The sequence below is a fragment of the Martinezella calliandrae genome (genome assembly GCF_030272695.1).
Classification (GTDB): Bacteria; Pseudomonadota; Alphaproteobacteria; order Rhizobiales; family Rhizobiaceae; genus Rhizobium; species Rhizobium calliandrae.
Genome location: NZ_JARFYN010000008.1, coordinates 102969 through 115670, shown reverse-complemented (window position 1 = coordinate 115670; position 12702 = coordinate 102969). Strand labels below are relative to the sequence as shown.

Annotated in this window: 9 protein-coding genes; 4 read left to right on the top strand and 5 right to left on the bottom strand. The window is 60.4% G+C overall.

The window, feature by feature from the left end:
- Positions 1 to 119: 119 nt before the first annotated feature.
- Both alaS and recA read right to left on the bottom strand, forming a co-directional pair.
- Positions 120 to 2780, bottom strand: coding sequence for an alanine--tRNA ligase (gene alaS, locus PY650_RS08380; RefSeq protein WP_285878645.1), 2661 nt, complete (start codon positions 2778 to 2780; stop codon positions 120 to 122).
- A gap of 251 nt (positions 2781 to 3031) precedes the next feature.
- Complete coding sequence (recA, locus tag PY650_RS08375; protein ID WP_285878644.1) at positions 3032 to 4117, bottom strand: recombinase RecA; 1086 nt, start codon at positions 4115 to 4117, stop codon at positions 3032 to 3034.
- A 239-nt stretch (positions 4118 to 4356) separates the two neighbouring features.
- Here recA and PY650_RS08370 point away from each other — a divergent pair, with 239 nt between their 5' ends.
- Entirely contained in the window at positions 4357 to 5301 is a 945-nt protein-coding gene (locus PY650_RS08370; RefSeq protein WP_285878643.1) for a carbohydrate kinase family protein, read from the top strand.
- 46 nt (positions 5302 to 5347) lie between these two features.
- Positions 5348 to 6274, top strand: coding sequence for a pseudouridine-5'-phosphate glycosidase (locus tag PY650_RS08365; RefSeq protein ID WP_285878642.1), 927 nt, complete (start codon positions 5348 to 5350; stop codon positions 6272 to 6274).
- Between the two features lie 40 nt (positions 6275 to 6314).
- Here the strand turns inward: PY650_RS08365 and trpS are convergent, their stop codons facing one another.
- Both trpS and cckA read right to left on the bottom strand, forming a co-directional pair.
- The gene (gene trpS, locus PY650_RS08360) at positions 6315 to 7334 is read right to left on the bottom strand and encodes a tryptophan--tRNA ligase (RefSeq protein ID WP_285878641.1); all 1020 of its coding nucleotides are present in this window, start codon (positions 7332 to 7334) and stop codon (positions 6315 to 6317) included.
- Between the two features lie 238 nt (positions 7335 to 7572).
- Positions 7573 to 10188: a cell cycle histidine kinase CckA gene (cckA, locus tag PY650_RS08355; protein ID WP_285878640.1), complete on the bottom strand. Its 2616-nt coding sequence runs from the start codon at positions 10186 to 10188 to the stop codon at positions 7573 to 7575.
- Positions 10189 to 10478: 290 nt separating this feature from the next.
- Here cckA and PY650_RS08350 point away from each other — a divergent pair, with 290 nt between their 5' ends.
- Positions 10479 to 11411 carry a flagellar biosynthetic protein FliO gene (locus PY650_RS08350; protein WP_285878639.1) on the top strand — a complete coding sequence of 311 codons (933 nt, stop codon included), beginning with the start codon at positions 10479 to 10481 and terminating at the stop codon, positions 11409 to 11411.
- Between the two features lie 98 nt (positions 11412 to 11509).
- On the opposite strand, the gene dksA is transcribed toward PY650_RS08350, so the two are convergent.
- Positions 11510 to 11929 (bottom strand): RNA polymerase-binding protein DksA, encoded by a 420-nt coding sequence (dksA, locus tag PY650_RS08345; RefSeq protein ID WP_028753038.1) that lies wholly within the window; start codon positions 11927 to 11929, stop codon positions 11510 to 11512.
- Between the two features lie 280 nt (positions 11930 to 12209).
- Between dksA and PY650_RS08340 the strand changes: the two genes are divergently transcribed.
- Positions 12210 to 12701 (top strand): SixA phosphatase family protein, encoded by a 492-nt coding sequence (locus PY650_RS08340; RefSeq protein WP_285878638.1) that lies wholly within the window; start codon positions 12210 to 12212, stop codon positions 12699 to 12701.
- Position 12702: the final 1 nt, after the last annotated feature.

The following is a 12702-nucleotide window of genomic DNA, read 5'->3' as shown; positions in this document are numbered from 1 at the left end:
GATCGGCCTCAAAAGACCATATCTCGATTTGACAAATCCTGCTGACTTCGACGCACAAACGAAAAGCGGCGGAGGCCATTGGCTCCCGCCGCTTCTGAAATCGGAATGAAATCTTGCCGTTAACCGGCCAGAGCCGCAGCAACCGCCTCGATCGCTTCCCCGGCCCTGGCGCCATCCGGGCCACCGGCCTGCGCCATGTCGGGACGACCGCCCCCACCCTTGCCGCCAAGAGCCGCGGACGCGATGCGGACGAGATCGACAGCGCTGAGGCGGCTGGTCAAATCTTCCGTGACCGCAACGACGGCGCTGGCCTTGCCATCGTCAGAGACGCCGATCAACGCCACGACACCGGAACCGAGGCTGGTTTTGCCATCGTCGGCAAGACCCTTGAGATCCTTCGGATCGACGCCGGAAATGGCCTTGCCGAGGAACTTGACGCCGCCGATGTCGCGAACCGCATCCGCCGAACCGCCCTGACCACCGCCCATGGCGAGCTTGCGCTTGGCGTCAGCCAGTTCGCGTTCCAGTTTGCGCCGCTCATCCATCAACGCTTCGACGCGCGCGACGACATCGCCCGGCTGCACCTTCAAGGTTGAGGCCAGCGTCTTCACGCGCTCATCCTGCTCGGCAAGATAGTCGCGCGCGGGGTCGCCGGTCACCGCTTCGATGCGGCGGACGCCCGCGCCGACGGCGCTTTCTCCGAGGATGCGAATGAGGCCGATCTGGCCGGTCGCGGAGACATGTGTGCCACCGCACAGTTCGACGGAATAGGGCTTGCCGGTCTTTTCACCACGCACGCCCTGCCCCATGGACACGACGCGCACTTCATCGCCATACTTCTCGCCGAACAGCGCCATCGCGCCCTCGGCAATCGCGTCATCGACGCTCATCAGACGAGTGGTGACCGGCGAGTTCTGCAGCACGATTTCGTTCGCCATGTCCTCGACGACCTTCAGCTCTTCGGCCGACATCGGCTTTGGATGCGAGACGTCGAAGCGCAGGCGCTCGGGCGCCACCAGCGAGCCCTTTTGTGCGACATGCGTGCCGAGAACTTCGCGCAGCGCTTCATGCAACAGGTGGGTCGCCGAATGGTTGGCGCGAAGGCGCGAGCGCCTGTTGTGGTCGACCGTCAGGGCAACAGCGTCGCCGGCCTTGATGGTGCCTTCCGAAACGGTGGCGCTGTGGACGAACAGGCCCTCGCCCTTTTTCTGGGTATCACTGACCGAAAGCTTGCCGTGGTCGCCGGCGATCACGCCGGTGTCGCCCATCTGACCACCGGATTCGCCGTAGAACGGCGTCTGGTTGACGACGATCTGCACCTTGTCGCCGGCCGAGGCGCTGTCGACGGCAACGCCATCCTTGACGATCGCCTGGATCACGCCTTCAGCGGTTTCGGTATCGTAGCCGAGGAACTCACTCGCGCCGAACTTCTCCTTGAGCTCGAACCAGATGGTTTCGGTCGCCTTGTCGCCGGAACCGGCCCAATGCGAACGGGCCTCTGCCTTCTGGCGTTCCATCGCATCGGTGAAGCTCGAAATATCGACGCCGATGCCGCGAGCGCGCAAAGCGTCCTGCGTCAAGTCGAGCGGGAAGCCATAGGTGTCGTAGAGCTTGAAAGCGGTTTCGCCATCAAGGCTGTCGCCCTTATGAAGCGTCGAAGTTGCATCGGCAAGCAGCGACAGGCCACGCTCCAGCGTTTTCCGGAAACGGGTTTCTTCCAGCTTCAGCGTCTCGGAGATCAGTGCTTCGGCGCGCACAAGCTCGGGATAGGCGCGGCCCATCTGTTGCACCAGCGTCGGCAACAGCTTCCAGACCAGCGGCTCCTTGGCGCCGAGCAACTGAGCATGGCGCATGGCGCGGCGCATGATGCGGCGAAGCACGTAGCCGCGGCCTTCGTTCGACGGCAGCACGCCGTCGGCAATCAGGAAGGCGGAGGAGCGCAGGTGATCGGCGATGACGCGATGGCTCGCGCGGCGCTCGCCCTCGGCCTTGACCCCCGTAGCCTCTTGCGAAGCCTCGATCAGCGCGCGGAACAGGTCGATGTCGTAGTTATCGTGCTTGCCCTGCAACACGGCGGCAACACGTTCGAGACCCATGCCGGTGTCGATCGACGGACGCGGCAGGTCGACCCGTTGCTCCTTGGTGATCTGCTCGAACTGCATGAAGACGAGATTCCAGATCTCGATGAAGCGGTCGCCATCCTCTTCCGGCGAGCCGGGAGGGCCTCCCCAGATTTGCTCGCCATGATCATAGAAGATTTCCGAGCAGGGGCCGCAGGGGCCGGTATCGCCCATCGCCCAGAAATTATCGCTGGTGGCGATGCGGATGATCTTGTCGTCGGCAAGACCCGCAATCTTCTTCCAGAGATCGTATGCGGCATCGTCGGTATGATAGACAGTTACCAGCAGGCGTTTGGCATCGAGGCCGAATTCCTTGGTGATCAGGTTCCAGGCAAGCTCGATGGCGCGCTCCTTGAAATAGTCGCCGAACGAGAAATTGCCGAGCATTTCGAAGAAGGTGTGGTGACGGGCGGTATAGCCGACATTGTCGAGGTCGTTATGCTTGCCGCCGGCACGCACGCATTTCTGTGCCGTCGACGCAGTCTTATAAGAGCGCTGCTCCAGGCCGGTGAAGACGTTCTTGAATTGCACCATGCCGGCATTGGTGAACATCAGCGTCGGATCGTTGCGCGGCACAAGCGGGCTGGACGGCACGATCTCGTGGCCGTTCTTCTTAAAATAGTCGAGAAAGGTCGACCGGATTTCATTCACACCGCTCATATTAGGCCCTTCAGTCCTTGCCTCGAGCGAGATTTCGTCTCGCTCATGTTCCATTGATTAGCATGACCCTATGCAAAAACCGCTTCGCACCTATGGGATCAGGCTCTGGCAATATTTAGTAAATCCAGTGGCTTTTATCGTCCGCTCCGAGCCCTGTCCAGACGCACAAACAAAACCGACCGTACATCCCTTGGACAATACGGCCGGTTTCGAATTTTAGTCTTGATTAGTCCTGGGTTCCGTCGCGGAAATTACAGGTCCGCGGCGTCGCCGTCATCGGCCTCAGGCCCGCCGTTCTGCAGGAAGCGATCGGCGATCAGACCGGCATTCTGACGCAGCGACAGTTCGATCTCGCGGGCGAGATCCGGGTTGTCGCGCAGGAAGAGTTTTGCGTTTTCGCGACCCTGGCCCAGACGCTGGCTGTTATAGGAGAACCAGGCACCGGACTTCTCGACAATGCCGGCCTTGACGCCCAGATCGATCAACTCGCCGGTCTTGGAGACGCCCTCGCCATACATGATGTCGAACTCCACCTGCTTGAAGGGCGGCGCCATCTTGTTCTTGACGACCTTGACGCGGGTCTGGTTGCCGACCACCTCTTCGCGCTCCTTGACGGAGCCGATACGGCGGATATCGAGGCGCACGGAGGCGTAGAACTTCAGCGCGTTACCGCCAGTCGTCGTTTCCGGCGAGCCGAACATGACGCCGATCTTCATGCGGATCTGGTTGATGAAGATGACCATGCAATTGGACTTCGAGATCGATGCGGTGAGCTTGCGCAGCGCCTGGCTCATCAGGCGGGCCTGCATGCCCGGCAGGCTGTCGCCCATTTCGCCTTCGATTTCCGCGCGCGGCGTCAGCGCCGCGACAGAATCGACGACGAGAACGTCGATGGCGCCGGAGCGCACCAGCGTATCGGTTATTTCAAGCGCCTGTTCGCCGGTGTCCGGCTGCGAAATCAGAAGGTTCTGCAGATCGACGCCGAGCTTGCGGGCATAGACCGGATCGAGCGCATGTTCGGCATCGACGAAGGCGCAGATACCGCCCTTCTTCTGGGATTCGGCGATCGTCTGTAGCGCCAGCGTCGTCTTACCGGAGCTTTCCGGTCCGTAGATCTCGATGATGCGCCCCTTGGGCAAGCCGCCAATGCCGAGAGCGATATCGAGGCTGAGCGAGCCAGTGGAAACTGTTTCGATTTCGACCACATTCTCGTTCGAGCCGAGCTTCATGATCGAGCCCTTGCCGAACGACCGCTCGATTTGAGAGAGTGCCGCTTCAAGTGCCTTGCTTTTATCCACCGATTTGTCCTCTACAAGCCGCAAAGAATTCTGAGACATCCGATCCACCTTTAGGTTATTGAAGCCGCTCAAGCAATGTTGCCGCCGATGAGAATTGTGTACTCTATTTGTTCTCATGCCGCAAGAGCACAACAAGCAATTGAAAGAAAAAGGTAAAATGAATTCCGTTCTACATTTGTTTTCTTCTTTCATAGCAAGCACTTACGTGCGCTTGCCCGGACTTTTGCGCGAAAAATCGCTCGGCTCGATTCGCCTTTGGAACCACTGAGGAGATCGATATGGCCAAGAAGATTCTCGTTCTGGGTGGTGCCCATATCGACCGGCGCGGCCGCATCTTCGGCGAGACGGTGCCGGGGGCCAGCAACCCGGGCGCCTGGTTCGAGGAGCCGGGTGGCGGCGGCTTCAATGCGGCGCGCAATCTGGCTCGCCTCGGCTTCGATGTGCGGCTGATCTCGCCGCGTGGCGGCGACGCGGCCGGCGAGATGGTGGCGCAAGCCGCGCGCAATGCCGGCGTCGACGACAAGCCCTTCGTTTTCCTCGATCGCAAGACGCCGAGCTATACGGCAATCCTGGAACACGACGGCAATCTCGTGATCGCGCTTGCCGATATGGAGCTTTATAAGCTGTTCGTGCCGCGCCGGTTGGCAATCCGTGCCATCCGCGACGCCTTTGTCGCCGCCGACCTGATCCTGTGCGATGCCAACCTGCCGGCCGAAACACTCGCAGCGATCGCAACGCGCGCCGCCGATTGCGGCAACCCATTGGCCGCAATTGCGATTTCGCCGGCCAAGGTGGTGCGCCTGAAACCCAGCCTTGCCGGTATCCACCATCTTTTTTTGAACGAGGCGGAAGCCGTGGCCCTGACCGAAAGCCGTCCCGACGACCCACGCAGCTGGGTTGCCGGATTGCGCTCCCTCGGCCTCAAGGGCGGTGTGATCACCCGCGGAAGGCGGGAATTGATCGCCTTCTCCGGCGATGACGCGATCAGCCTGCAGCCGCCCATCGTCGATGACATTGCCGATGTCACCGGCGCCGGGGATTCGCTTGCCGCCGGTGTTCTTGCCGCGCTATTAGCCGGCCACGGTCTTGGCGAGGCCGTGCGCTACGGCGCGGCCGCGGCCGCGATCACCGTGCGGTCGCCTTTTGCCACCGCGGAAGATCTTTCGCCCGAGCTCTTGAAGGCAACGCTGGCTCTTGTTCCCGAAGCCGCTATCTTGTCATGAAGCGCACGCAAATCGCATTTCCCGTCTCAGCCAATTGGATTAGACCATGATCAAGCCCATTTCCCCCCTGCTGCCGATCTCCTATTCGAAGGAGGTTGCCGCGGCCAAGCTGCGCGGTGCACCGTTGGTAGCGCTGGAATCGACCATCATCACCCATGGCATGCCCTATCCGGGCAATATCGAGATGGCACGCAGCGTCGAGGCGATCATCCGGCAGGAAGGTGCAGTACCGGCAACGATCGCCGTCATTCACGGCGTGCTTCATATCGGCCTGGAGCCGGCAGAGCTGGAAGCGCTCGCCAAGACCACCGGCGCGATGAAGGTCTCGCGCGCCGATCTGGCTTTTGCGATTGCCGAGCGTCGCACGGGCGCCACCACCGTCGCTGCAACGATGATTGCCGCGGCTCGGGCGGGCATCAAGGTCTTTGCGACCGGCGGCATCGGCGGCGTGCATCGCGGCGCCGAGGAAAGCTTCGATATCTCGGCAGACCTGGAGGAACTCGCCCGCACTGACGTCATCGTCGTTTGCGCCGGCGCCAAGGCGATCCTCGATATCCCGAAGACACTGGAAGTGCTGGAAACCCGCGGCGTTCCGGTCGTCACCTATGACAGCGCCGAATTCCCCGCCTTCTGGTCGCGTTCTTCCGGCCTGGCGAGCCCGTTGACGTTAAACAGCCCGGCGGCGATCGCCAACTTCCAGACGACCCGTGAACAACTCGGCATCGACGGTGGCATGCTGATCGCCAATCCGGTACCTGAAGCCGATGAAATCCCGCGCGAGGAGATGGAAATTTATATCGAGCGCGCCATCGACAGCGCCGAGCGCGACGAGATCGCCGGCAAGGCGGTCACCCCATATCTGCTCAGCACCATCTTCGATATCACCGACGGCCGCAGCCTTAAGACCAATATCTCGCTCGTCGAAAACAACGCGCGCCTTGCTGCCGAAATCGCGGTTGCCCTGGCCGAATAAGACAGACATAGGCTATGGATGTCGAAGCTTTATGGCCGCTTTAGGTGAAAGTGAATAGACCTAAAGCGGCGCGCAGTTCTGCAAAGGTTGCTTCCGTCCGCTCTTTGGCTCTTGCCGTGCCTTGCCGCAGCACGTCCAGAACATGGCCGGGATCGGCAGCATAGAGCGCTCGGCGCTCTCGGATCGGGGCAAGCAGAGCTTGTAGCATATCTTCGAGGTGCCGTTTCACGACCATGTCGCCAAGGCCGCCCCTGCGATAGCGCGCCTTTAGCCCTTCGACGAGATCCTTGTCCTCGGCAAATGCATCGAGATAGGTGAAGACGACATTGCCTTCGACCTTTCCAGGATCGGCGGCGCGCAGATGCTTAGGATCGGTGTACATCGCGCGCACGGCTTGTCGAATGTCGTCCGGTGATGCGTAAAGAGAGATGGCATTGCCCTGCGACTTGCTCATTTTAGCCTTGCCGTCGACGCCCGGCAGACGGCCAACCGTCGGTATCATCGCTTCAGCCTCTGGAAGAACTTCGCGGCCAACCTGCCTGTTGAGGCGACGTACGATTTCGTTGGTTTGCTCGATCAGCGGCGCCTGATCCTCGCCCACCGGAACGATCGTCGCCTTGAAGGCCGTGATATCAGCCGCTTGAGCGACGGGATAGCAGAGAAACCCCGCTGGAATATCGCGCTCAAAACCACGAGCCTGGATTTCCGTCTTGATCGTCGGGTTGCGCTCCAGCCGTGCGACGGTCACGAAGTTCAGGTAGAGCAGCGTCAGCTCCGAAAGCGCCGGCAAGGCGGATTGCACGCAGATCGTTGTTACGGCCGGATCGATCCCGACCGCGAGATAGTCGAAGGCTACCTCCAATACATTGCGGCTTATCCTGTCCGGATCATGCGCATTATCGGTTAGGGCCTGCGTATCTGCGAGAAGCAGGAACTGCCGGTGGCTATGTTGAAGGGCGACGCGGTTCCTGAGGGACCCGACATAGTGACCGAGATGGAGAGGACCTGTGGTGCGGTCGCCGGTGAGAATGACCGGCCTGTTATCGATAGGTGAAGACATTGGCTTGCTCCGCAAAAGGGAGCCGCCGAGACCGGAAGAAAGCCGAAAAACCATGCCTGCCGGATCACGGCGGCATGGGTCGATTTCAACAAATGACGACTGCCGCTCCTAGAAGGAGCGCCACCACATCCGCAGACTGAGGTTTGCAAGGTCGGTCATGTCGGTTTGATGCCACGGATCGGTCAGGCATGGCAACGGGAAATGTCAGTTTTTGGCCGTCTTACTTTAATCTTCTCATCTACCGATCCAACGTCTCCCTGACGACGACGGCAAGTTGCTTCAGCGAGAAGGGCTTGGGCAGGAAACCGAATTTTGCGTCGGCCGGCAAGTTGCGTGCAAAGGCATCTTCGGCATATCCCGACACGAAGATGAACTTCATGTCGGGATATTTCTTGCGCAATTCCCGCAACAGCGACGGCCCATCCATCTCCGGCATCACAACGTCGGAAACGACGACATCGACCTGCCCGTCCAGTTCATCCATGATGTCTAGCGCCTCGACGCCGGACCCTGCCTCGTAGACGGTATAGCCACGCGTCTCGAGCATGCGCTTTCCGCCGCGGCGCACGGCCTCCTCGTCTTCCACCAGGAGAACGACGGCCGACTTGCCGGTGAGATCGGCGGGCTCCTCCGGCGGGACGATGGCGGCGACACTTTGATCCATCGCCGAGATGTCGCGACTTTCGGAGACCTGCCCTTCGATAATCGTCGGGATCTCGACGATGTGGCGCGGCAGGAAGATGCGGAAGGTCGTGCCCTTGCCGACTTCGGATTCCGGGTGGATATAGCCGCCCGATTGCTTGATGATGCCGTAGACCATGGCAAGCCCGAGCCCGGTGCCTTTGCCCACTTCCTTCGTCGTGAAGAAAGGCTCGAAGATCTTGTCCATGATATCGGGCGCGATGCCCGTACCGGTGTCGCTGACCTCGACCAGCACCATTTCCTCATGCGGCAGATAGGCATAGTTGAAAGCAGCAACGTCGGCGGCCGACAGATTGCGCGTACGCAGCGTCAAGGTGCCACCGCCTGGCATGGCATCGCGTGCATTGACACAGAGATTGATCAGCACCTGCTCGAACTGCGAGAGGTCGGTTTTGACCGGCCAGAGATCGCGACCATAGTCGACGTCCAGCTTGACATGCGTGCCCGAAAGCAGTCGATCCACCAACATGCGCAGATCGCCGATGACATCCGTCAGGTTGAGGATTGTCGGCCGCATCGTCTGCTTGCGCGAGAAGGCCAGCAACTGCCGCACCAGCACCGCGGCGCGGTTGGCATTGCGCTTGATCTCCATCAGGTCGGCAAAGCTGGCATCGGATGGCCGCGCCTGCAGCAACAGGTGGTCGGACGAGAGCAGGATCGCTGTTAGCACGTTGTTGAAATCATGCGCGATGCCGCCGGCGAGCGTGCCGACGGCATTCAGCTTCTGCGTCTGCGCCATCTGCGTTTCGAGCGCCTTCTGCTCGGTCACTTCGACTGCATAGACGATGGCAGCTTCCTCGGGCGCTTCGTCGGTCTGATCGATGACAGCGTTGACGTAGAAGCGGAAATGCCGCGTGTCGTCCGTCGGATTGCGGGAATCGATCGGTGGGATATCACCTTGCCGGTCCTTTGCGGCGGCAATTGCCTGTGCGAGCCGCGGCCGATCAGCTTCAAAAACGACCGTCTCGAGGGCAGCGCCACGCTCGATATCGTCACGCGATACCAGATCGGAGAAGAGCTTCAGGAAAGGTGCGTTGGTGCGCAGAATACGCCCTGATCCGTCGACGGAGGCAATCGCCATCGGCGTATTGTTGAAGAAGCGGCTGAAGCGCATGGCCGCGACGGAGGCGGATTGATCGTTGTCGCCGCCATTTTGTCGCGTGAGCACGATGGTGCGGCTTTCGCCCGGCGCGCCGTCGCGCATCGACGTGACGCTATGGACAATCTGCACCGGCAGGCTCTGGCCATTGGCCCGGCGCAGATCGAGATCGAGGGTCACCGTCTTTTTGAGGCCCGGCTCGGCCTGCACGGACTGGATCAGCGCCAAGCCCTCGCCAGCGACGAGATCGCCGATGGTGATCGAGCCAGGGGTGAATTTGGTGAGATCGAAGCCCAGCCATTCGGCAAGCGTCGCATTCAGATAGAATATCTCACCCTTGCGGCCGGCCGAAAAGAAGCCCGCCGGCGCATGATCGAGATAGTCGATGGCGTTTTGCAGTTCCTTGAAGAAACGCTCCTGGTCGTCCCGCTCCGAGGTGATGTCGGTGATCTGCCAGATATGCAATGCCTTGCCGCGCCCTTGCTCCGGCGGCAATACACGCGCCTTCAGGCGATACCAATGCGCGCCGTTGCCGTTGGCCTCCGCCGGGCCGAGCGGCTTCAGGAGCCGAAATTCTTCCGACCCCTCCTTGCCGTCGCGCAGACCGTTGGCGAGACGGTATAGCGCCTCGTTGGATTCGCGATTGCGCGACAGCAGCGTTTCCAGCGATTGCACTTCGGTCGCCTTGGTCGCGCCCGTCAACTGACCGTAAGCGGCATTGGCGTAGACGATGCGGCCCTTTTCGTCCGTGATCAGCGTGCCGTCGGGATGACTGTTCAGGAATGAACGCGCCAGGCTGTCGGACTGCGTCTGCGGCATGACTTCGACGAAGCCGATGATGGATGAGACAAGAAAGAAGATGCCGACCATGGCAAGAATGCCGAGGCCGCCAAGCACGGTTTCATTGTCGAGCTCGTCCTTGAAGACGACAAAGGCGACGGCCGCCGCCACCAGCACCAGGGCAAGCAGAATGATACGCAATACGGTGCCCGAACGAACCCCGCGATCCACCAGCGGCACGCTATAGTCGTCGGACTGACGCTGCTTCGTCATAAACCCCTCGTCTCCATCCTCTTCCTTGTCACGTCAGGCACTTGACGGATCGCCGGATTCGGACCTTTCGAATCTTCTTTACCAATTTGCGGCATCAGCAAAAAGCTTTGCGGGGCTAGAAAGGCCTGTATTCACAAGGAAGAGCGCTGGACAACCGACGATCCTATCTTGTTTCCGGAGCGAACCTGTCCATATGATCGCCTCATATCAACACAAAGGTGAAGACACGGGGCCGGTCGTTTCGTTACGGCATGGTCACGACATCGGGGTTAATTACGGAGTATCTCGAAATGTGGGACGAAATCGCCGGGGCTTATGGCAGTCGCTTTTTCCTCGCAGCCGGTGGGGTTGGCATTGCCCTTCTTCTGTTGATCTGCATCCTCTGGATCTTCCGCAACCGAGCGCCCTCGCCTTTCGTGCGCGGCGGCAAGAACCGCCAGCCTCGCCTGCAGGTGCTTGATGCCGCCGCCGTCGACGCTCGCCGCCGTCTCGTGCTGGTACGACGCGATGGCATCGAACACCTTATCATGATCGGCGGCCCGACCGATATCGTCATTGAATCGGGGATTTCCGATGCGGCCAAGGCTGGCATGCCGGGGCCGGTCGGAATGCCGATGGCTTTGGAACGCCAGTTGGAGCCGGCGCAGGAAGCGCCTCGCCTCGATCATCAAACGGCGGCAGCCTTACAGCCGTCCCTGTCAGAGGACGTTTCAGTCGGAGCCTATGCGCGGCCCGAACCTGCGGCTGGCTTTGAGCCGGCCCCGCCACGCGCCGCCAAAACGGTCGAGCGTCAGCAACCTGCTCCCACGCCTCAGCAGCGTGCGCAACAGTCGGCTGCCATGCTGGGCGAGGCGGAAGTGGCTGAGATTCTCGATGCGGCCCGCCAGCAGGTATTGCCGCAGGAACCGGCGCGTGTCGCTCCGGCCGCACAACCCGTTCGCCCCTCCGTCGCAGCTCAAGCTGCGCCAGCGGTTGCGCCGCCGCCGGTGCGCGAACCCGACAGCGACTTCCAGCGCATATTGGAAGCGGAAATGTCCAGCAATCTCACTGCCGAGCGGATCATTCCGAACGCGCAGCCACAACGGCAAGTGCAACAGCAGCCCGCAGTCTCTCCACAACAACGCCTTGATCCGGAGCTCGCGCCGATGACCGGGTCGGATGCCGCGCTTCAGAAAGAGGTTGCGCGCATCTTCGGTGAAATGAGCGTCAACCGCGACAAATAGGATGGCGCCAGCCGCGCCTCGCCACGGCATGAGAAAGGCACGATGGAAATTTCCGCCGTGCCTTAATTTTTTGCACCCCAATCGGCTCGATCGGACGCTTATTCGTCGCGATAGACTTTTTCGCGACGCTCGTGGCGTTCCTGCGCTTCGATCGACAGGGTGGCGATCGGGCGGGCGTCCAGGCGCTTGAGACCGATTGGTTCGCCAGTTTCCTCGCAGTAACCGTAGGTGCCGTCCTCGATCCGCTGCAGAGCGGCGTCAATTTTCGAAATGAGCTTTCGCTGGCGGTCGCGAGCCCGAAGCTCGATGGCCCTGTCGGTTTCAGAAGAGGCCCGGTCAGCGAGATCGGGGTGGTTTGCGCTTTCTTCGGCCAGATGATCGAGAGTTTCGCGCGCTTCTCTTAGGATATCATTTTTCCAGGCGACTAGCTTAGCACGAAAATAGGCACGCTGGTTTCCATTCATGAACTCCTCGTCTTCCGAGGGCACATAATTGCTAAGATCGATCTTCTCACTCAACGCGATTCTCCTGAAGAACATCTCATATTGCGGGGTGTATATCCCAACCGATAGTATCGATTCAAGCCAAATAGACGTCGTGAACGGTTTTTTAAATTTGTCATAAAAGTCGGCTAAAGGTCTCTTTTTCCATCATATATTCGCGATACTAAAAATGTGGTAGAACCATAACCTTCGCGTGAACGATCGCCAAACCCGTGCGTAGCCGATGGCTGCGCTGTTGACGGCGCATGGGATGAGGCGGTACGTCAAAGGACAAATCGAGCACGGGAATTCCGCCATGACCCGCATCACGCCGCCGCCTTCCCGGATTTACCTGTTGCGACATGCCAAGGCTCTGCGACCCGCGCCCGGCCAAAAAGATTTCGACCGCGCGCTCAGCGATGAGGGCTTTGCCGCAGCGGAAATTGTCGCCGAAAAAGCCGTCGACAAGGACTACAAGCCGGATCTCGTCATCTCCTCCACAGCATTGCGCTGCCGCCAAACCGCTGAAGCCATTCGCCGCGCCATGGGTCCCTCGACCGAGTTTCGCTACGTCGACGAGCTATACGACGCCACAACGGACGGCTATCTCGAAATCATCTCGTCGCAGGTGAGCGAGGGTTCCGTCATGCTGGTCGGCCACAACCCGACCATTGAAGCTACGCTCGAAGCGCTGATTGGCCATAAGGCCTACGTCTCAGCCCTTCCCAAAGGCTTTCCGACCGCCGGACTTGCCGTCATCGACGCGACGCCGTCGGGCTGGGTCCTTACGGATTTCGTCAAGAAATAGG

Bases quoted from the DNA above. Each gene is read 5' to 3' on its own strand.
- recA (WP_285878644.1), bottom strand. From the start codon at position 4,117: ATGTCTCAGAATTCTTTGCGGCTTGTAGAGGACAAATCGGTGGATAAA.
- alaS (WP_285878645.1), bottom strand. From the start codon at position 2,780: ATGAGCGGTGTGAATGAAATCCGGTCGACCTTTCTCGACTATTTTAAG.
- PY650_RS08340 (WP_285878638.1), top strand. From the start codon at position 12,210: ATGACCCGCATCACGCCGCCGCCTTCCCGGATTTACCTGTTGCGACAT.
- PY650_RS08365 (WP_285878642.1), top strand. From the start codon at position 5,348: ATGATCAAGCCCATTTCCCCCCTGCTGCCGATCTCCTATTCGAAGGAG.
- cckA (WP_285878640.1), bottom strand. From the start codon at position 10,188: ATGACGAAGCAGCGTCAGTCCGACGACTATAGCGTGCCGCTGGTGGAT.
- trpS (WP_285878641.1), bottom strand. From the start codon at position 7,334: ATGTCTTCACCTATCGATAACAGGCCGGTCATTCTCACCGGCGACCGC.
- PY650_RS08370 (WP_285878643.1), top strand. From the start codon at position 4,357: ATGGCCAAGAAGATTCTCGTTCTGGGTGGTGCCCATATCGACCGGCGC.
- PY650_RS08350 (WP_285878639.1), top strand. From the start codon at position 10,479: ATGTGGGACGAAATCGCCGGGGCTTATGGCAGTCGCTTTTTCCTCGCA.